Annotated in this window: 14 protein-coding genes; 9 read left to right on the forward strand and 5 right to left on the reverse strand. The window is 35.0% G+C overall.

Going from position 1 to position 20,852, the window contains the following annotated elements; translation table 11 throughout:
- Window positions 1-143 precede the first annotated feature (143 nt).
- Genes ACUN0F_RS06110 through ACUN0F_RS06120 form a run of 3 tightly spaced genes read left to right on the forward strand, consistent with a single transcriptional unit; the run spans window position 144 to window position 1,627 of the window.
- The gene (locus ACUN0F_RS06110) at window positions 144-671 is read left to right on the forward strand and encodes an RNA polymerase sigma factor (protein WP_445539250.1); all 528 of its coding nucleotides are present in this window, start codon (window positions 144-146) and stop codon (window positions 669-671) included.
- Window positions 658-972, forward strand: coding sequence for a hypothetical protein (locus ACUN0F_RS06115; RefSeq protein WP_000133818.1), 315 nt, complete (start codon window positions 658-660; stop codon window positions 970-972). Before ACUN0F_RS06110 ends, ACUN0F_RS06115 begins: the two co-directional genes overlap by 14 nt.
- Window positions 956-1,627 carry an anti-sigma factor gene (locus ACUN0F_RS06120; RefSeq protein ID WP_327972689.1) on the forward strand — a complete coding sequence of 224 codons (672 nt, stop codon included), beginning with the start codon at window positions 956-958 and terminating at the stop codon, window positions 1,625-1,627. Before ACUN0F_RS06115 ends, ACUN0F_RS06120 begins: the two co-directional genes overlap by 17 nt.
- Window positions 1,628-1,804: 177 nt before the next feature.
- On the opposite strand, the gene ACUN0F_RS06125 is transcribed toward ACUN0F_RS06120, so the two are convergent.
- Window positions 1,805-2,179, reverse strand: coding sequence for a hypothetical protein (locus tag ACUN0F_RS06125; protein WP_000738236.1), 375 nt, complete (start codon window positions 2,177-2,179; stop codon window positions 1,805-1,807).
- A 198-nt stretch (window positions 2,180-2,377) separates the two neighbouring features.
- Here ACUN0F_RS06125 and ACUN0F_RS06130 point away from each other — a divergent pair, with 198 nt between their 5' ends.
- A complete protein-coding gene (locus ACUN0F_RS06130) occupies window positions 2,378-2,674 on the forward strand; it encodes a transposase (RefSeq protein WP_445539080.1) in 297 nt (98 codons plus the stop codon).
- 8 nt (window positions 2,675-2,682) lie between these two features.
- Window positions 2,683-3,564, forward strand: coding sequence for an IS3 family transposase (locus ACUN0F_RS06135; RefSeq protein ID WP_445539081.1), 882 nt, complete (start codon window positions 2,683-2,685; stop codon window positions 3,562-3,564).
- A 66-nt stretch (window positions 3,565-3,630) separates the two neighbouring features.
- Here ACUN0F_RS06135 and ACUN0F_RS06140 read toward each other — a convergent pair whose 3' ends face one another.
- The 3 genes from ACUN0F_RS06140 to map all read right to left on the reverse strand — a co-directional run bounded on the left by ACUN0F_RS06140 (window position 3,631) and on the right by map (window position 16,755).
- Window positions 3,631-5,031, reverse strand: coding sequence for a M28 family metallopeptidase (locus ACUN0F_RS06140; RefSeq protein WP_000749138.1), 1,401 nt, complete (start codon window positions 5,029-5,031; stop codon window positions 3,631-3,633).
- 490 nt (window positions 5,032-5,521) lie between these two features.
- Window positions 5,522-15,181 carry a SpaA isopeptide-forming pilin-related protein gene (locus ACUN0F_RS06145; protein ID WP_445539251.1) on the reverse strand — a complete coding sequence of 3,220 codons (9,660 nt, stop codon included), beginning with the start codon at window positions 15,179-15,181 and terminating at the stop codon, window positions 5,522-5,524.
- Between the two features lie 779 nt (window positions 15,182-15,960).
- A complete protein-coding gene (gene map, locus ACUN0F_RS06150; protein ID WP_445539252.1) occupies window positions 15,961-16,755 on the reverse strand; it encodes a type I methionyl aminopeptidase in 795 nt (264 codons plus the stop codon).
- Between the two features lie 157 nt (window positions 16,756-16,912).
- Between map and ACUN0F_RS06155 the strand changes: the two genes are divergently transcribed.
- From ACUN0F_RS06155 to ACUN0F_RS06170, 4 genes are read left to right on the forward strand one after another with little or no spacing between them, the layout of a single operon-like run.
- A complete protein-coding gene (locus tag ACUN0F_RS06155) occupies window positions 16,913-17,815 on the forward strand; it encodes an ABC transporter ATP-binding protein (RefSeq protein WP_445539253.1) in 903 nt (300 codons plus the stop codon).
- The gene (locus tag ACUN0F_RS06160; protein WP_445539254.1) at window positions 17,812-18,546 is read left to right on the forward strand and encodes an ABC transporter permease; all 735 of its coding nucleotides are present in this window, start codon (window positions 17,812-17,814) and stop codon (window positions 18,544-18,546) included. Before ACUN0F_RS06155 ends, ACUN0F_RS06160 begins: the two co-directional genes overlap by 4 nt.
- Complete coding sequence (locus tag ACUN0F_RS06165; RefSeq protein WP_088064874.1) at window positions 18,547-19,677, forward strand: sensor histidine kinase; 1,131 nt, start codon at window positions 18,547-18,549, stop codon at window positions 19,675-19,677. It begins immediately after the preceding gene.
- The gene (locus ACUN0F_RS06170) at window positions 19,674-20,276 is read left to right on the forward strand and encodes a response regulator transcription factor (protein ID WP_000619265.1); all 603 of its coding nucleotides are present in this window, start codon (window positions 19,674-19,676) and stop codon (window positions 20,274-20,276) included. The genes ACUN0F_RS06165 and ACUN0F_RS06170 overlap by 4 nt, the downstream gene beginning before the upstream one ends.
- Window positions 20,277-20,288: 12 nt before the next feature.
- Here ACUN0F_RS06170 and ACUN0F_RS06175 read toward each other — a convergent pair whose 3' ends face one another.
- The gene (locus tag ACUN0F_RS06175; protein ID WP_088123793.1) at window positions 20,289-20,612 is read right to left on the reverse strand and encodes a bacillolysin; all 324 of its coding nucleotides are present in this window, start codon (window positions 20,610-20,612) and stop codon (window positions 20,289-20,291) included.
- Window positions 20,613-20,852 lie beyond the last annotated feature (240 nt).

Below are 20,852 nucleotides of genomic sequence, written 5' to 3' on the forward strand. Positions count from 1 at the left end.
ATTCTAACCGATTTTTCGTTTTTAGTAAAAGGCAATCACACGATGTTGTGATTGCCTTTTTGTATGGAGATAATAAAAAAATAAAATTTTATCAAACAAAAGGAGAATTTGCGTCGTCTTATATAAATGACAGGAGGTTTAAGATGGAAGAAAAGGTAGAAGAATTAATTGATATATATAAGCAGCAAATATATTCCTTATGCTATAAATTAGCAAAAACGAAAGAAGATGCAGAAGACATTTTTCAAGAGACTTGGATAAAAGTTTTTTCCTCTAGGCACCAGCTTTCTTACGTGGAAAATTATAAAAAATGGATTACTACAATTTGTGTTCATACGTTTTATGACTTTTATCGTAAGAAGAAAAGGTGGAAAGATCGCGTATTGGATTTGTTTCATAAAGAGGATGGTGGAGAAATCGATTTCGCAGATGAAGTGAATATATCAGAAGAATTTATTCAAAAAGTGGAAGCGGAAATGATACGGGAAGTTATACAGCTATTGAATGAAAAATATAAAACCGTGCTCGTACTCTACTATTATGAACAATACTCTTATAAAGAAATGAGCGAAATATTAAATATACCGATTGGTACGGTGAAATACCGCCTTAATTATGCGAAGAAGCAAATGCGGGAACATTTGGAGGGGTTCGTTTATGACGGAAGATAAGTTTGATCAGAAGATAAGGAGCAGCTTAGCTGAAGACATGATTCCAAGCGAAGAGCTGATAAATAATACGAAACAGAGCGTACGAAATGCTCGAAAATTAGAGAAGAGATGGGTTATTTGTATTCATGCGATTTGGATTATTTTATTAACAATTGTTATGGAGCAGTTTGTCACTCATTTGAATCATAAAGTCCCTATGTTGATAGCAAGTGTGATTATGATGCATCTATACGTTCCTATATATGTTGTCATACAGTCATTTTTAAAGAAGGAGTATAAATTACATGATAGAGTTCGCTAATCCATTTGTAGTATTTGAGATAGCTGGGATTACAATGCTTTTAACTTTTATAGCACTTTTAGTATGTGTAGCATCATGGGTGTATACAGATGCGAAAACGCGTGGGATAAGTAAGTGGTGGAGTGTTATATCGATTGTATTGCCATTTTTTATTGGAGTTTTGTTATATATGATACGAAGAAGTAACAAGAAAATAGAAGGAGAACATACGATGAAGGCTATGAAAAAACAAAAGATAACATTAGTTGTCATATTTGCAAGTGCAATGTTTGTATTACTGAGCGGCTTTGCTTTCGTCCAAACGTTAGATGATATGTGGAGAGCTGGTGATATATATTTAGAAAATGAGAAGAAAGGGGAGACCAGCTACGAGGCAAAATTCTCATCATGGGATATTGCTGGGAAAGATATTGAACTAGAGTATGCAAAAGATACAGAAGTAACATTTTCTTATGAGACAGATGCAAAACGTGGGAATTTATGCTTTAGCTTGTATGAAAGACAAGGAGAAGGTATAAGAGAGTTAAAAGAGATCTGTGAATCGAAAAAAGGTACTTTCAAAGCTACATTAAAGGCAAATGAAAAGTATGTATTTAATATAAGTGGTGTAATGGTGAAAGATGGTTTTGTAAAAGTGAATTGGGAAATAAAATAAAGGACCTTGAGAAAGGCCCTTTATTTTATCCCGCTTTAATGGGCAGTAAGACCCCCACCTCAAAATTCAGCGAAAGCAAATAATTTAGTTGGGGGTCGGGCTGCTCATAAAAGCCCGATTGGTTCAACTAATAATCAGTGGGGGATGAAGAAAACCCCCACTGATTAAAGTTTCACTTTATTGGATTGTATACGTAACGGAAAAGCTAACAGGACTATAGTAAACGAAAGGTGCATGAAATTGAACATACATATTTCCATCTGTTTTTGCAGTGAAAATTCGGCCGTAACCATCAGAATAGCGCCCAATAAGGTTATGACTTGAGTCATAAACACTGTAACTAGGAGTTTTACTGTTAGGTTGAATTGTTAGTTCCTGTCCTTTTTGAAGGAAAATAGGTTCTTGTTCAGAACTACTTCCAGTTTGTAAAGAATAAAATTTTGTAAAACTTTGTTCTTGAGTGGCAGCAGCGACTTTTGTTTCAGGAATAAAAGCGGTAGCTCCAGTAATTCCTGCTAAAGTTAAAGCACTAGCTAAAATCATTTTTTTCATAGTAGAAAAAGCCTCCTTATTAGTTGTAATCATTTTTGTTACACTTAATATTGTATAGGATAATGGGCAGGAGGAAATATGCTTTTATGCATATATATATTTTCTCAATAAAAGACCACCGATAAATGATATGATCCCCTTATAGTAGACAGAAAAAAGAAAGCACATTAATCTGTTTACTATGGAGGGGATTTTTCTATGGGTAAAATTCGAGTAACTTATGATATGGAATTCAAGAAGAAAGCAGTAGATTTATATATAAAAGAAGGAATGGGCTATAAAACTGTTGCCAAGGAATTAGGAATTGATCACTCGGTCGTAAGGCGTTGGGTGAAATACTTTGAAGCCGAAGGAATCAAAGGGCTAGAAGAAAAACGTGGTAAAGCGAAAGGATCCGGTTTAGGCAGACCAAGAACGAAGCCAGAAGATCCAGAAGCAAAGATAAAACGATTAGAAGCGGAAAATGAAATGCTAAAAAAGCTCTTAAAGATGTAAAAGGAGGAATGGAAGCTGTATCCAAAACGAAAAAATTTGAAATTATCCATGAGATGATAAACACAGGGCACACGGTTATCATGTTATGCGAGATTGCTGGTGTAACCAGAGGTGGATATTACAAATGGGTAAAGCGGTATTCAGCACCTTCTGAAAAACAATTGGAGGATGCTGAAATCAAGAAAAAGATTGTAACGTGCTATAAAAAACTGAAAGGAATTTATGGCTACAGAAGAATACAAGTTTGGTTGAAAATCACCTATAATCTTCATATTAATCATAAACGAGTACAGAGACTTATGAAGGAATTAGGTATCAGATCCGTTATTAGGAGAAAACGTCCTTATTACGGAAAGAAAGAAGCCTATGTGATTTCAGATAACCATCTAAACAGAGATTTTCAAGCTTCCAAACCGAATGAGAAATGGGTAACAGACATTACTTACTTAATTTTCAATGGACAGAGACTATATTTATCCGCGATTAAAGATCTATACAATCATGAAATTGTCGCCTATGAAATCAGCCGTAGAAACGACTTGAAGCTTGTGTTAGATACCCTGAAAAAGGCAAGAAAAAAACGAAATGCAAAAGGAATTCTTTTACACAGTGATCAAGGGTTTCAATATACATCTCGACAATATAACCAATTACTAAAAAAATATCAAATGAAGGCAAGCATGTCACGAAAGGGAAATTGTTGGGACAATGCTTGTATAGAAAACTTCTTTAGTCATTTCAAGTCAGAGTGTTTCCATTTATACTCTTTCCGTAAGGCTGATGAGGTGAAAGTTGCCGTGCGCAAATATATGTACTTTTATAATTATCAAAGATTTCAAAAGAAATTAAATAACCTGAGTCCATATAAATATAGAACTCAGGTTGCTTAATTGTGCTTTTTAAAGACTGTCTACTTGACAGGGGTCACTTCAAAAAATCAGTGGTCTTTTAAATGATTAAGCAGCTTTCTGTTCAGTTTGAGCAACAGATTTTTGAAGTGTATTATAAACTCCTGTCCCGATAACTTCTAATGCCATTTTCATACGTTCAGGCGAAATGTTTTCTAACACATTATCTTGAGGTGTATGGTATACCTTCTCAATATGATAGATTAATGGATTCCAACTATCGACACCCATCCAAATAAATAGGGCGGCAGGAATACCAACTTCAGCAAATGGCACGTGATCACTGGAGCCGAATTTCCCTTGCAGTACGAGGTCATTATTTAATTGTTTACCTGCTTGTAAGGCTGCGTCTGTTACAAGGTTTGGAGAACCGTTAGGCGTCATAGCATATAAATTCTTTGCTTTATCGTAATTTGTTGCAACCATGTCTGCGTTAAAGACACCTAAAATTCGATCGCGTTCTTTTTGGGATAGACTATTAACGTAATAATCGGAGCCAAGTAAGCCAGTCTCTTCAGAACCAAAAGCAATAAAACGAATTTCTTTATCAGTTTCTACATTTTGAAAAGCACGAGCTAGTTCTAATACTAATCCTGTACCAGAAGCATTATCATTTGCTCCAGGTGCTCCAACGACACTATCATAGTGCGAACTTACAACGACAGCTTTTTCATTACCTGTGCTGTTTTTTGGTTTCTTTTTAGCGATGACATTAAGTGATGTTAAGTTAGATTCATGTCTCGCTTTTAGAGAAAGAAGAGTGGTCCCTTTTTTAGCGATTTCCTCTTTAAATGCATTTCCTTGTGCATAAGCAAGACCAAAGACAGGGATAGACTGCTTTTTCGTTAGGCGGGGATTGAAGGTTTGTCCATAATTTCCGCGTCCGCCAATTAAACTGTATAAAAGGACACCTTTTGCTCCTTTGCTAACAGCATTTTCAACTTGTTTATTATAGTCTGCAACTGTTGTTCCTCTTTCAAATAGAACAATTTTTCCGTTTACTTCATTTGGGATATCCTCTAATTTTGTTCCACCTTGAACAAAGATAAGAGGAGCTGTAACAGCTTCTGTAGAAATTAGTGCGTTAGGGGCAGCGCCGGCTTGCCAATTACGTTTTGTGGATAATGGTGATTCAATAAATCCAACGTATTGATCCGGCACTTGAAATGGTTGATATTCTACTTCATAGCCCATTGATTTAAGCTGCATACCAACGTAGCGAGAAGCCCATTCTTCTGATTTTGTCCCACCAGGGCGAGGACCAATTGTTTCGGATAAGAAACGGATGTGTTCGATGGCGCGGCTTGCATCAACTTGTTTTGTGATAGGTGAAGTCTGTGTGATTTCTGACGTGGAATCAGCTTTGGCTTGTCCAATTGGAGCTAAGCTAACAGCGAGTGATACAGCAAGCAAAGAGCTTACTATTTTTTGTTTCAAAGATTTTTTCATTTTTTCCTCTCCTATTCTTCTATTCTCTCTGACTGACAAAAGAAGACGGATAACGACTTTATTTTACCGTCATCTTCATTATTTTTCAATATTCTGACATTGAGAAATAAAAAAACGCTATATGCATATTTGCATATTTTTGATGGAGATATGTATGCTATCATTTTAAATGAAGGTTCGCTTTCTGCTTGGAAAGCTCCTACATTGCATGAATCTAGTGTACCCAAACTTTAGATTATGTAGAGAAAAGAATCCTATAGGGTTTCTTTTCTCATGTTTGAATCATGTGATGATAAATATGTTTCCGCATTTCATACTTATTATCAGTGATATATGTAAGGCATCCATATGAAAATACGAGGCTGTTCAAAGGTTTTCCGTACTTTTGGGCAGCCTCACCCCGTTAAAAGGACGATACTCTATGTATCGTCCTTTTTTGGCATAAAAAAACACCTAATCAAATGTTCACTTGATTAGGTGTGAAAAACTATTAATAATATTTTTTTCGTTTTGTAGCTAAAATACTTAACACACCAGCTAGTAGAAGTACGATGCCTACTGTTTGAGTAGAATCATTTTTGTGACCTGTATTTGGAAGTTCTTTCCCCTTATTTTGGTCATCTTGTTGTTTGTTTATTTGTGTGTCAGGGTTTTCTTTTTCTAGTTCTTCAGAAGTTCCTTTACCATGTGTGTCAGGATTTTCTTTTTCTAGTTCTTCAGAAGTTCCTTTACCATGTGTGTCAGGATTTCCTTTTTCTAGTTCTTCAGAAGTTTCTTTCCCTGTTTCCTCTTCTTTATTAGGAGGAGTAATTGTTTTATCATCTCCACCGGATGAAGAATCGATTTTTTTATTTGAAACTGTAATTTGTAGTGGTGCAACTTGAGCTTTTTCAATTGTAAAGTTTATTGGTGATGCATCTAATTGATAGCCTTTAGGAGCCTTTGTTTCCACTAATTGATAATTACCAGGTTTCAAATCATTTACGATTAATTTACCATGCCCGTCTGTTTGTAAACCTTCTCGTACTACTTTTCCGTCGTGATCTAAAATATTGAAAATGGCACCTTCAAGTGTTCCATGGTAATCAATATCAATTTTAGTTAACTCCATTGAACCTGTTATTAAACTATTTAAAGCTGTAACAGAAGTAACTTGAGATTGTCCTTTCGTAATTGTGAAAGGAATTGGCTTAGCACTTAAATCGTATCCAATAGGAGCCTTCGTTTCAACGAACTGATAGTCTCCCGGACGTAAATCAGAAACAGAAATTTTGCCATCTTTATCAGTAGTCAAATCAGTGCGAACATCAAGTCCGTTATGATCAACAATTTTAAAGATAGCTCCTTCAAGAGTAGAGTTGTCAACGTCGTCAAGCTTAGTTAATTCGACTGAACCTTTAGTTAAGCTGTTAGTAGCAGTAACAGAAGCTTTAGCTGTTTGACTCTTTTCAACAGTAAACTTGATAGGATTTTGATTTAAGTCGTAATGCTTAGGAGCCTTCGTTTCAACGAACTGATAGTCTCCTGGACGTAAATCAGAAACAGAAATTTTGCCATCTTTATCAGTAGTTAAATCAGAACGAACGTCGTGCCCGTTCATATCGACGATTTTAAATACTGCATCTTTAAGGACAGAACCGTCAAAGTCATCCACTTTAGAAAGTTCAACAGCGCCTTTCGTTAAGCTATTCGTAACGGTAACGGAAGCGATTTTTTCTTGTCCTTTTTTAACTGTGAACTTAATAGGTGTTTCGTTTAAGTCATAGTGATTAGGAGCTTTTGTTTCGATAAACTCATAGTCTCCTGGTGCTAATTCATCCACAACTAAACGGCCGTTTTTATCAGTAGTTAAATCAGTACGGACATCGTGTCCATCCTTATTAACAATTTTAAATACCGCACCTTCCAGTGTTGTGTTTTCTTCAACATCGTCAACTTTAATTAACTCCACACTACCTTTCGTTAAGCTGTTCGTAGCTGTAACGAAGACATGTTTTGTTTGACTTCTTTCAATTGTGAACTTAATCGGCTCTTCATTTAAGTCATAATGTTTCGGAGCTTTCGTTTCAATAAATTGATAGTCTCCAGGTTGTAAGTCTTTAACGATGATTTTTCCATCTTTATTGGTAACTAAATTCGTACGAATATCGTTACCGTTCATATCAGTAATTTTAAATACCGCACCTTCCAGTGTCTCTTTCGCATCTAGAGAGTCAACTTTCGTTAATTCCACGCCACCTTTAGTTAAGCCATTTTTAGCAGTAACGGAAACGTGAGCTGGTTGGCTTTTCTCGATAGTGAAAGGAATCGGTGTTTTATTTAAATCATAATCTTTAGGAGCTTTCGTTTCAACGAATTGATAATCTCCTGGTCGTAAATTAGAAGCAGAAACTTTCCCGTCTTTATCAGTAGTTAAATTCGTGCGAACAACTTTACCTTTCGCATCAATGATGTTAAATACTGCATCAGAAAGTTTTGTATCTGGATTTATATCATCCACTTTAATTAATTCAACAGCACCTTCAATTAAGCTGTTAGTAGCAGTGACTTGTAGCTTCTCTGCTTGGCTTTTCTTAATTGTAAATTTAAGCGGTGTACTATCTAATTTATAATGTTCAGGAGCCTTTATTTCAATAAACTGATAGTCTCCTGGACGTAAATCAGGAACAGAGATTTTTCCATCTTTAACAGTAGTTAAGTCAGTACGAACATCATTGTTTTTGTCATCAACAATTTTAAATACTGCGCCTTCAAGAGCTGTACCGTCGATATCATCCACTTTAGAAAGCTCTACCGCACCTTTTGTTAAACTATTTTTAGCAGTAACAGAAATCGGTTCAGCTTGTCCTTTTTCAATAGTAAAAGGAATCGGTTCTTTATTTAAATCGTAGTGTTTCGGAGCTTTCGTCTCGACGAATTGATAATCACCAGGACGTAAGTCAGAAACGCTAATTTTACCTTGTGAATTTGTAGTAAGATTCTTGCGGATTACAGTACCATTCATATCAACAATGCTAAATACTGCGTCTTCAAGAGTAGTACCATCGACGTCGTCCGTTTTAATAAGTTCAACGCCGCCTTTTGTTAAACTATTTTTCATAGTAACAGTAGCAATATCTTTCTGGCTTTTCTCAACTGTAACTACAATTGGCTTTTTGTCTAAATCATAATGTTTAGGAGCCGTTGTTTCGACAAATTGATACGTACCAGGACGTAAGTTTTCAACAATGATTTTTCCTTCACTGTTCGTTTTTAAATCCGTTTTAAGTACTTTCCCGTTTTGATCTAGTAAATTAAACACAGCATCGGCAAGTTTTGTTTGATCATTTAAATCATCAACTTTAATTAATTCGATACTACCTTGTTTTAAACTATTTTTAGCAGTTAAAGAAATAGTTTTTTTCTGTCCTTTTTCAATAGTGAAATTGATTGGTGTTTCATCTAAAACGTAATGCTTAGGAGCTTCTGTTTCAATGAATTGGTAATCACCAGGACGTAGGTCGTTAATTTCGATCTTCCCTTTACTATTTGTAACAAGGTCTTTATGAATTACAGTACCATTTATATCAACAATGTTAAATACTGCACCTTCAAGTGTAGTGCCATCGATGTCATCTACTTTAGAAAGTTCCACTGCACCTTTTGTTAGAGCGTTTTTAGCCGTAACATGAAGAGTTTCAGTTTGGCTTTTCTTAATTGTAAATTCGATCGGTTTTTTATTTAAATCGTAATGTTTAGGAGCAGCTGTTTCAATAAACTTATACATACCAGGACGTAGATTTTCAACAACAATTTTTCCTTCAGCATTTGTTTTTAAGCCTTCTTCAACTATCTCTCCGTCTGCATCTAATAAATTAAATACAGCATTAGCGAGCTTCGTATCAGTATCAATATCGTCAATTTTTGTTAATTCCACGCTACCTTTTTTCAACGTATTTTTACCTGTAACAGTAATTTTTTCCGTTTGACTTCTTTCAATTGTAAATGGAATCGGTGTTTCGTCTAACATATAATGTTCAGGAGCAGCTGTTTCAATAAACTGATAGTCTCCTGGACGTAAATTAGAAACAGAAATTTCACCATTGTCGTTTGTAACAAGGTTTGTGCGAACTTCGTTACCCTTCATATCAACAATTTTAAATACTGCATCTTTCAGCATTGTACGATCGATGTCATCAATTTTTGTTAAAATGACGCCGCCTTTCGTTAAGCTGTTAGTAGCAGTAACGGTAATGTTTTCTTGTTGACTTTTTCCGATAGTGAACGGAATAGGGTTTTTGCTTAAATCATAGTCTTTTGGAGCTTTTACTTCAATAAATTGATAGTCACCCGGGCGTAAATCAGAAGCAGAAACTTTCCCCTGTTCATCAGTAGTTAACCCTTTACGAACGACCTTTTTCGTATCATGAGCATCAACAATTATAAATTCTGCACCTTTAAGTGTAACGCCATCAACGTCATCTACTTTAGTTAAAGTAACGCCACCTGTAAGTAAACTGTTTTTTACAATTACAGGGACTGGCAGATCATCCTTGCGACCTTTTTTAATCGTGAACTTAATAGGTGTTTGATCTAATTTATAATGTTCAGGAGCTGATGTTTCAATAAATTGGTAATCTCCTGGTGCTAAATCAGGAATAACTAGTACTCCATAATCATCTGTTTTTAAATCTTTCGCAATTTCTTTGCCAGTTGCGTCTTGTAATGTGAACACCGCGCCGGCAAGAGCAATACTACTTTCCACATCATCTTCTTTAATAAGTTTAACTTTTCCTTTCGTTAAACTATTTTTAAATGTAAGTGGAAGAAGTTTTGGTTGACCTTTTTCGATTGTAAATTCAATTGATTCTGCATTTACATCGTAATAAATTGGAGCCTTTGTTTCGATAAGTTTATAGTTACCAGGACGTAAGTCATCTACAGCTAACATTCCTTTACTATTTGTAACAAGGTCCGTACGAACATCTTCATTCGTATCTCTATTAACGATTTTAAATACTGCACCTTCAAGGGTTTCCTTAGCATTTACAGAATCAACTTTTGTTAATTCAATACCGCCTTTTATTAAGCTATTAGTAGCTGTAACGTTAATAGCAGTCGCTTGGCTCTCCTTAATTGTAAATTCAATCGGTGTTTTATTTAAGGTATAATGCTCAGGAGCTTTCATTTCGATAAATTTATAGTTACCTGGACGTAAACCAGTAGCAATAATTTTCCCTTCCTGATTCGTAACTAATTCTGTACGGACATCCTCATTTTTGCTATTAACAATTTTGAATACGGCACCTGTAAGTGGAGTGCCATCAACATCATCGATTTTTATTAGTTCAACATCGCCTGGTAGTAGACCATTTTCAGCTGTAATAACAATCGGTGTTTTTTGACCTTTCTCAATTGTAAATTCAATTGGTGTTGATCGCAGTTCATAATGTTCAGGAGCTTTCGTTTCAATAAATTTGTATTTGCCTGGGCGTAAGTCAGAAGCTTTAACAGTTCCGTTTGTATCGGTAGTTAATTCTGTACGAACGTCTTCGTTCTTATCATTCACGATTTTGAACATAGCTCCAGCAAGAGGAGTCTTTTTATCAAATTCGTCGACTTTTAATAGCTCAACAGCACCTGTTGTTAAACTGTTTTTTGCAGTAATTGAGATAATGCTTGTTTGACTTTTCTCGATTGTAAACGGAATTGGTTCTTTATTTAAGTCATAGTATTTAGGTGGTGTTGTTTCAATAAATTGATACTCACCAGGATCTAAATCTTTAACGGTCAAAGTTCCATCTTTTTCTGTTTTTAAGTTTGTACGGACATCTTTATTTTTGTCGTTAACAATTTTGAATACCGCACCTTCAAGGGTCGTGCCATCAATATCATCCACTTTTGTTAACGTAACGCCACCTTTAATTAAAGCGTTTTTTGCTGTAATAGAAGCGGCTGTAGTTTGGCTTTTTTCTATTTCAAATAAAATAGGCGTTTTGTCTAATTCATAATGCTCAGGAGCTTTTGTTTCGACAAACTGGTATTTACCCGGACGTAAATCTTTTGCTTCTATTTGTCCATGTTCATTTGTTGTTAATTTCTCATATCCAGGAATATTTTTTCCGTTGCGATCCTGAACAGTAAACTCTGCCCCTGCTAAAGTTTTATTATAATTATCCACTTTTGTTAAAAGAGCAGATCCTTTAGTTAAACTATTTGTCGCAGTTCGGTTTACTACTGTTGTTTGATCTTCAGAGATAGTAAACGGAATAAGTTTGCTATCTAATTGATAATGCTCAGGAGCCTTCGTTTCTTGTAAGTAGTAAGTTCCTGGTTTTAGTTTATCTATAATAATTTGTCCGTTATTATTTGTTGTTAATTTTTCATGTTCTGGAATTATTTTTTTGTCTTTATCTAGTAGTGTGAAAACGGCGCCTTGTAGTGTTGCGTTTTTGTTCAGGTCATCAGATTTTGTTAAAACTACTTTCCCGACAAACTTCTTATTTGCAAGTTTATATGTTGTAGTCTCTTGTGTACCAAGTTCAACAATTTTCCCTTGTTTTAAATCCCAGCTAATTACATAGCCTTCAGGAGCATTTGTTTCTTTTAATAAATATTTATCGCGTTTTAAATTATTAAATTTAGCGATACCGTCTTTGTCTGTTGTAATTTTACGGATAACAGTTTTACCTGTACGATCGTATAAAGTAAATTCTGCCCCAGCTAATAGTGCGTTCTTATTGTCGTTATCTACCTTCATAATTTCAAGGTTTCCACGACCTTTAGTAGCAGATCCTCCGCCTGAACCAGAAGACATTCTCACTTCAATCGTTTCAGTAGTTTCTGTGTTTTTAACTGTCAACTTATTGCCTGTGATTTTCGCTTTATTACTTACTTTTTCTTTATCGTCTGCATTAATAAGTGAGCGATATTCTAAAATATAAGCTCGATCAATTTTTTTCAAGAAGGCAATTTCGAAATGTTGCTTTCCGGTATTATTGTCTGTTGTTATTTTGAGTTTATAGTCTGTTCCTTCTTTTAATTCGTTTACTGTATCTTTTGTTAAATTTCCATATGGATCAACAGTTGTAGGATATAAGTGGAATGAATCTTCCACAATTACCTGATTTTCGGTGGGGTCATCTGTTACAACTGCATCTGCAATGGTTGATTGGCTTTCGTTAATTGCGATACTCCAATTAATATAGTTGTCGTCTTGCACAGCTTTTTTAGTAACGAAGCTGCCACCTTTATTTACTTGAGTGTCACCTGTAAGGGTGTTAACAATTTTAGAGCCATCTTTTAAATCTGCCTCGTTTTTGTAGGTGCCTTGGATAAGTTCACCATCAAGGCTTGTTTTAAAGATAATATAGTAAGGTGAATTAATTGATTGTTTGAAATGAACCTTTAGGGTGTTTTTATTTTTCTCTGTAGGTTCTTCAAGTTCATATTTCTCAGTTGGTACAGCATTACCAGGTTGTGCATTATCAGGATTTCCATTTAAAATCATATCGCGCACTTCAATGGATCCAGGCACTAACTTTTGTTTATCTTGTATTACGTCTATAACATAAGGATCTTTAATCTCAACATTATTATAGTTAAAGCCTATTATCCAAGTAATTTCCTTCGTTTGGGCGTTATAAGAACCGTATTTATAACCATTTGCCTTTGTGAAAGTATCAGGATCGAAATTAGCTTCAACTTTATTTGATTGTGGATTAGAATCCGTATCTATCCAAGATAGGTTACCTGTATTTTTAAATGAAGTTTTACCACTCTCTAGCTTTGTATAATCAAAGTCTGTCGTATATTTTACGACTAATGTCTTTGTCATATTAGACTGATATGTACCGATAAGAGTAATTTTGAAGCCTTTATCTGTTGCATCTAAAACATAGTCAGTCCCAGCTTGAAGGGTATAATTTCCGTCTTTAATTTCTAGTTTCTTATCTTTTAATTGTAATCCACCATGATCAAAGGTGTCCGTAATGATCGCGTTGTTTAATGGATAGTTGTTATTATTTACTATAATTGTCCAAGTTGTTGTTTTGTCTTTATAATTTGTTTCAGCTTTATTATTAGATTTAATAATATTTTGCTGCTTGAAGCTAGCTTCATTTTCTTTACTTGAATCATTATCAGCTATAACTTTATTTTTTACTTTTCCATCTTCTATAACTTTATTAGTTGGCTTGGTTTTATAGGTAATCACATAAGCACTATTAATATCATCATTAAACTGTAAATCGAATCCATTCTTCTTGTTACTTACAGTGTAATTATTAACAGCGTCTCCTGTTACAAGCGTTCCTTTTTCATTATATGAAGCGTTTTTCACAACAATAGAATTTGCATCTAGTTCGTGTGTATCGTCAAAAATATCTTTTAAAATCGCATCTGCTTTTTTGATCTCTCTTTGATCACCATTGTAAGTAATTGTCCACTCAATTGTTTGCGTCTTTGGATCATATTTACTTGTTTTATTTAAGTGTGTACCACGAGAAACCGTTACAGTAGAGCTTGCGTTTTGTTGCTTTTGATTATCACTCGTTATCGTAACGTTATTTCGGAAACTTTTAATATTTTCATCAGTAATTTTTGTGGCATATTCGATTTGATATGCTTTATTGATAGAATCTTTGAAAACAATCTCCAATTTTGAGCCATCTGATGAAATAATATTGTAATCTGTTGGCTCAGCTTCTGCACCACGCATTACATTCCCATTAACATCAACTTCTAAATAATAAACTTTAATAGAATCTTTATTTAAGCTTGTACCTTGTGGAATGTTATCTTTAAAAACAGCGTTTTTAAGGGTGTCTTTCGTTTTGTTCATCTCTACTTTCCAATTAATTTCATTTGTATTAATTGGTCTATCAGGTAACCCTTTTTTATTCGTAGCTGTTTGTACATTAGGCTTAAAGTCAACTGTAATAGAAACATCCTTATCTTTAATCGGGAAAGGAATTTCTTGTGTTGTTGTACCTTTAATTTCAGCTTTATTAAATTCTGTCTTTAATTGTAGGTTACCAGCAACATCTGGATGCTCTTCAACATAATCGTTGAATGTCATCGTGACTTTTCCATCTTTTGTAACAGTAAAATTACCAATTTGATTGTTTTCACTATCATATAAAGGACTGTTAATTGTATTGTAAATCTTAAAATGTTTAGGAAGATCAAAAATATAGTAATCTCCACTTTTCACATTCATTGATTTTAAAAGTTCCCATGTAAACTCAATATTGGCAGGGGAATCTGTACTTGGACGGTTATCCTCTGTAAATGGTTTTCCGTCTTTATCCGTCAACTTTACACCGGTTAAAATGTTTGTTGTTATTTGCTTTGGACCTGAATTTGTATTCTCAGCAGGGTCGCTTGCTAGCTTTCGTTCTGGATTGTCAGTAGCAATTTTAGCTGCTGGGTTTTGTTCCGGATTATCAGTAACAGGCTTAGTTGCTGGGTTTTGTTCCGGATTATCAGTAACAGGTTTAGTTGCTGGGTTTTGTTCCGGATTATCAGTAACAGGTTTAGTTGCTGGATCTTGCTCCGGATTGTCAGTAACAGGTTTAGCTACTGGATCTTGCACTTGTTTATTAGTATCCTGTTTGGTGCCATCTTCTTTAGAGTCTTCTACCTGAACAGGAACTGATATAGGCTGAACCATTGTTCCTAAAGGAAAAGCGATTTGAACTGATTTTTCTCCAGTTTTTAAAGTTGAGTTAAACACGGTATCAACTTTAATTTTTCCTTTAGCGTCTTTCAAATTTTCTACTTGATCATTAAATATTAATTTTAATTTATTATCTTTAGCTGTTATAAAATATTGACCAATATTTTTTTGATCTGTTACTAAATCCCCTTGCAAATCTTTAGATACTTTTAATGCAAGTGGTATTTGAACTACTGCTGTATCATTTGCATGTGCAACTTGTTGATCCTTTATTGACCAAGCGTATTCTACTTGAATGGTTGATCCTATCTTTATTAAGTTGTTAGGATTTTTTGCTTCGTCAATAATATGATTCGTTGCATCTTTCATTTCAACAGTGTCAAATAAGGAATCTCCTGTTAAGGTTTCCGCTCTTACTTGATTGTATGGAAAACTAGCAAGTTGCGAAAATAGTACGAATACAATTAAACATACATTGAAAAGTTTTTTCATTGTTCCTCCTCTGAACATTCATTTGTCCATTGGGGACTTATTCCACATGAACAAATGGAATAATAAAAGTATTTGTTATAAGCTATTTATTTTTGTTATCCCTCCGTTTCTATACGCTTTCTCAGACAAACAGAATTATGTTCAAAGTAATATTATTTAACGTAAAACAAAATGTATATTTACACAGTTCTGCGGAAATATACACAATTCGACAAAAAATGTCGAAAAAAATACTGATATAAAGAATGATATCAGACCTTCATATGTGAGATAGTTTTCATGTATATCTAGTAAAAAAGAATGGTTATAAAGGTAAGTTTTACGATACATACTAACCAATGTAGTGTATCCCTTTGTGAAGGCTTATTTTTGCCTTAAAGTTATGTGGAAATAAAAATCTAGATAGGGTTGGTTTTGGTCAGAATGAAGACAATATGTACTTTGAAAATAGTGATCTATTTTGTCTAAAGAGAGTTGTACGATTAGTGGACCGAAGTTGAAAGACAATTGTTTCTTACATTGTTAGATGAATATGAGAATTACATAATATTCGACTAATCCGTTGCTGCGGTCATTTTTGAAACTGTTTAAACAATAAAAAAGAAGGTGTTTTCCTCCTTAGCTACAATATCTTTTTAGTAAAGATAAGCTTAAGTAACCTCCGCTAAAGATTATATACTTAAATGATAAAGAGTTCAACAATAGTTCACATATTTTCCCAAAATAAAAAAACGGCTGTTTTATGTGGAATAAATCTACAAAACAGCCGTTTTTTTATATTAGATTTCTGTTAAAATAATCGGCTCGCCGCGTGTTACAACAACTGTATGTTCACATTGTGCAACAAGGCTTTTATCAGGTGTAACGAATGTCCAACCATCATCGCCACGTTCGATAATGTGATCAGCCTTCATAGAAATGAATGGTTCTACAGCGATAACAAGACCGTCTTTTAGAAGTGCATTATCCATTGGGTCAAAGTAGCTTAAAATGTGGTTTGGTGCTTCATGTAAGCTAAGACCAATACCGTGACCAGTTAAGTTTTGAATTACATTATATCCATTTTTATGTGCAAAGTTTGAAACAGCACGACCAATTTGGTTTTGTTTTGAACCAGCTTTCACCTTTTTCATTGCCGCCCAAAATGCATCAACCGCTGCTTGGCAAAGCTTTTCTTTTGCTTCATCTTCTCCAAGTACAAATGAAATACCTGTATCTGCATAATAGCCATCAAGTGCAGCAGATACGTCGACATTTACTAAGTCGCCTTCTTTTAATACGCGATCTCCTGGAATACCGTGAGCAACTTCTTCGTTTACACTAATACAAGTTACACCTGGGAAATCATATTCTTTTTCAGGTGCAGAAATAGCACCATGCTCATCTAATACTTTTTTACCGATCAAATCAAGCTCTTTCGTTGTCATACCTGGCTTCGCTTCTTTTTTCATTTCTTCACGTGCAAGTGCAACGATGCGGCCGATTTTTCGTAAGCCTTCTAAATCTTGTTCATTACGAATAATCATGAAAACCACTGTCCTTCCTCGAATATATGTCTTACCCGATTGTATCATGTTTATTTTCGTCCTGCTACTCGCTTGCGGTATGTAGGTTGATTCCTCTCATAAGGAATACATGACAATTGTCATATCGATGTCATGACGCATCATACTGTTTCCTAAGTTTTCCAACACATACAATGTAAATATAAGAAACAGCGGGGGTGGAGAGATGGAAAAGATTATAGAAGTAAATGGTGTTTCTAAAACATTTAAATATAAAAAGGCAGTAAATAATGTTTCATTTCATGTGAATAAAGGAGAAATAGTAGCACTACTTGGACCGAATGGTGCAGGAAAAACGACGACGATGTCGATGATGCTTGGATTAAAGGATCCGACGGAAGGAACTGTTTCTATATTTGGAAAAAGTCCAAAGCATAGAGATGTGCGTAATAGCCTCGGCGCGATGCTACAAGAAGTAAGTGTTATTGATAGCATTACAGTCGAAGAGGCAATTGAGTTATTCCGTAGTTATTATACGAATCCGGTAGAGAAAGCAACGTTACTACAGTTATCAAATTTACAATCGGAGCGAAAGCAAAGATGTGAGAAATTATCAGGTGGGCAAAAAAGAAGATTAAACTTTGCACTCGCACTTGCAGGAAATCCAGATTTGCTATTTTTGGATGAGCCGACAGTTGGGATGGATATTACGTCTCGAAGAACGTTTTGGGAAACAATTCGAAAGTTAGCAAGTGAAGGGAAAACAATTATTTTAACGACGCACTATTTAGAAGAAGCGGATGCATTGGCGAATCGCATTTTATTATTTGCGAATGGAAAGATTATCGCAGATGGTACACCAGATGAGATGAAGGCGACGATTTCGCGAAAAACAATCAAGTTTTATTCGAAGGAAAGTATTCCTGCAAAATTACTAAAAGAATTACCAAACGTAACAGAAGTACAGTCAAACGAAGGGCACTTCACTTTAACAACTGAAGATACAGATGCAACTTTAAAAGCGATTTATCAAAAGAACTTACCTGTAACAGATGTTTCAGTTGAACGTGGAAGTCTTGATGAAGCATTTGAACAGTTTGTCGCAAATCAGGAGGAGGGAATCGCATGAGAGCCTTATGGATGCAATGTAAGATGGAGATATTACGTACGTTTCGCAATAAATTATTTATCTTTTTCTCATTATTAATGCCAGTTATGTTTTACTACATTTTCACAAATGTTATTCAAGTGCCACAGAACGGGAATGAATGGAAAGCTCATTATTTAATTTCTATGACTTCATTTAGTATTATTGGAACAGCACTTTTTAGCTTCGGTGTGCGTCTTTCTGAGGAAAGACAAAAAGGATGGGCACAACTTTTGAGAATTACACCTCTGCCAGAGGGAGCATACATTTCCGCAAAAATTGTTTCGCAAACAGTAGTAAATGTTTTTTCGATCGTAGTTATTTTTATAGCAGGTATTTTAATTAATGATGTTCAGTTAACGTTCGGTCAATGGATGGGCGCTGGTTTATGGTTATTACTAGGTGTAACACCGTTTTTAGCGCTTGGATCGATAGTCGGTTCTATTAAAAAGGTTGATGCTGCTGCAGGGTTAGCGAACATTTTAAATATGTGTTTAGCAATTCTTGGTGGCCTATGGATGCCAATTGAAGTATTCCCAAAAATATTAAGAACAATTGGTGAATGGACACCAACATACCACTTCGGAAGCGGTGCATGGGATATTGTAGCTGGAAAATCGGTTGGTTGGGAAAATATCGCGGTATTAGGAGGTTATTTCCTTATATTTGTTGTAGTATCAATATATATAAGAAAAAGACAGGAAGCGGTATAAATGATAGAGAAGAAAAGGATTGAGATTTTTCCGAAACATATGGGTTTCTTCCCGTATATGTGGTTCGTGTATCTGTTATTTCCAATTTACCATTTAGTGCAGGCATCAGGGTGGAAGCTTGTAATTGGAAGCGGTATGTTGATAGTTTTTATTATCACATACCGTCAGCTTTATTTTGTGCAGAGGACGTTCGTTTTTTGGGCATGTATTCAAATGGTACTTATCTTTTTATTTGCTTTATTTTACAATCCTTTCATGATATTCTTTGGCTTTTTCACCGCAAGTGCGATGGGATTTGCACCAAATAAGAAAGTATTTCGAGTGCTATTGTGTTTGTTAGTTATAATGCTTGGGGCATTTTTATTTGTAAATATGAACCAACTAACAACTACAAGTTTAGTAAATATCGTTCCAATGTTTATTTTAATGCTTCTTACACCATTCGGAATGCGAAATTTTAATCAAAAAAAGATGTTAAGGAATCAGTTAGACGAAGCAAATGAACAAATTAAAGACTTAGTAAAACGTGAAGAGCGGCAGCGGATTGCAAGAGATCTTCATGATACGTTAGGGCACACGTTATCACTCATTACTTTAAAAAGCCAGCTCGTGGAGAAGTTAATTGTAAAAAATCCGGAGCGTGCAAGCGCGGAAGCAAAGGAAATTACACAAACATCTCGTACCGCTTTAAAGCAGCTAAGGGAACTAATTTCTGATATGCGTATGATTACAGTAGAAGAAGAGCTTGAGCAAATAAAAGCAATCTTACAAGCTGCTACTATTGAATTAGAAATAAAACAAGAAACGAGTGCAAGTTCGTTATCACCAATTGAACAAAATATTTTAGGAATGTGTTTACGTGAGGCTGTGACGAATGTTGTAAAGCATAGTAAGGCGACGCGTTGCACAGTTTCTGTACTAGAATCACAAGGTGAATTAATTTTGACAGTAGAAGATAATGGAGTTGGTTTAGCAGATCAAAACCATGATGGAAATGGCATTCGTGGTATGAAAGAGCGCATCGCTCTTATTGACGGGTTTGTTGAACTGGGTACGATCAATCCAGGGACACTATTAATAGTAAAAGTACCAGTTGTCATTAGAACAGGAAAAGATGAGGTGAGGGCATGATTCGAATTATTATTGCAGAAGATCAGCGGATGCTTCGTGGTGCATTGGGGGCCCTACTTGATCTAGAAGATGATATTGAAGTAATTGGGCAAGCTGCGAACGGGGAAGAAGCGCTAAAACTAATTGAATCGCTACAACCTGATGTAAGCATTATGGATATTGAAATGCCAATTCAAAGCGGATTAGATGTTGCGGAAACGTTACAGAAAGAAAAATCAGCATGCAAAGTAATGATTTTAACAACATTTGCGCGCCCTGGATATTTTGAACGAGCAATGAAAGCTGGCGTGCACGGATATTTATTAAAAGATAGCCCAAGTGAAGATTTAGCTGCAGCGATTCGTAATGTAATGAAAGGAAAGCGAGAGATTTCTCAAGATTTGATGTTCGGCTTATGGCAGGAGCAAAATCCGTTATCAGATCGTGAAAAAGAAGTATTGTTACTTGCGAAAGAAGGAAAGACGGCAAATGAAATTGCGAAGGCACTTTATCTTTCGCCTGGTACAGTACGTAATTATATTTCTGAAGTATTAACGAAGCTAGATGCGAAAAATAGAATTGAGGCAATTACAATTGCGGAAGAAAAGGGATGGATATGAAAAGAAGTTTACCTATGAGTGGTAAACTTCTTTTTTCTTATAAACAAGTATTTCAATAGAGAGTTTCGTCGCAGTCGCATCGCTCAGAATTTGAAGTATATCGCGTAATTTAGATTTTACTTCATTTTTCGACAAAAAATTTGTTATAGTAAGATTAGGTTGTTGGTCTAAATTTTGGGCAATTTTACCACTAACAGTTGTAATTACTCCATTTTTATCTACTTTTACAATAAAATCTTGGCAATATACTTTGTAATTTTTGTAAGTTTGTGCAAGGTGAACTTCGGTTTGATTTTCTTTTGTTTCTTTATTTGTAGGTTGGGAATCTACATTCATTTCAGTTGTCACTCACTCTTGTTGAGCTTTAGCCTCGTTTATCTCACCCTTTAAATACTTTTTCGCCATATATTTTTATATCATTTTGAGGTTGTGTTAATTTTTAAATCGTTAAACTAGGCTGAGCGATTTCAACTTTTACTTCATTTCTATCTAGTTCTTGGGTGTGAATAGCTTCTGCTGATAAAGGATAAAGAAGACCGAATGTAATGAAAGCACGGGCAAATTTTCTATAATTTA

Source organism: Bacillus sp. 1A, from assembly GCF_052682215.1.

Coding starts and splice junctions, on each gene's coding strand:
- ACUN0F_RS06110 (WP_445539250.1), top strand. CDS start 144: ATGGAAGAAAAGGTAGAAGAATTAATTGATATATATAAGCAGCAAATA.
- ACUN0F_RS06115 (WP_000133818.1), top strand. CDS start 658: ATGACGGAAGATAAGTTTGATCAGAAGATAAGGAGCAGCTTAGCTGAA.
- ACUN0F_RS06120 (WP_327972689.1), top strand. CDS start 956: ATGATAGAGTTCGCTAATCCATTTGTAGTATTTGAGATAGCTGGGATT.
- ACUN0F_RS06125 (WP_000738236.1), bottom strand. CDS start 2,179: ATGAAAAAAATGATTTTAGCTAGTGCTTTAACTTTAGCAGGAATTACT.
- ACUN0F_RS06130 (WP_445539080.1), top strand. CDS start 2,378: ATGGGTAAAATTCGAGTAACTTATGATATGGAATTCAAGAAGAAAGCA.
- ACUN0F_RS06135 (WP_445539081.1), top strand. CDS start 2,683: ATGGAAGCTGTATCCAAAACGAAAAAATTTGAAATTATCCATGAGATG.
- ACUN0F_RS06140 (WP_000749138.1), bottom strand. CDS start 5,031: ATGAAAAAATCTTTGAAACAAAAAATAGTAAGCTCTTTGCTTGCTGTA.
- ACUN0F_RS06145 (WP_445539251.1), bottom strand. CDS start 15,181: ATGAAAAAACTTTTCAATGTATGTTTAATTGTATTCGTACTATTTTCG.
- map (WP_445539252.1), bottom strand. CDS start 16,755: ATGATACAATCGGGTAAGACATATATTCGAGGAAGGACAGTGGTTTTC.
- ACUN0F_RS06155 (WP_445539253.1), top strand. CDS start 16,913: ATGGAAAAGATTATAGAAGTAAATGGTGTTTCTAAAACATTTAAATAT.
- ACUN0F_RS06160 (WP_445539254.1), top strand. CDS start 17,812: ATGAGAGCCTTATGGATGCAATGTAAGATGGAGATATTACGTACGTTT.
- ACUN0F_RS06165 (WP_088064874.1), top strand. CDS start 18,547: ATGATAGAGAAGAAAAGGATTGAGATTTTTCCGAAACATATGGGTTTC.
- ACUN0F_RS06170 (WP_000619265.1), top strand. CDS start 19,674: ATGATTCGAATTATTATTGCAGAAGATCAGCGGATGCTTCGTGGTGCA.
- ACUN0F_RS06175 (WP_088123793.1), bottom strand. CDS start 20,612: ATGAATGTAGATTCCCAACCTACAAATAAAGAAACAAAAGAAAATCAA.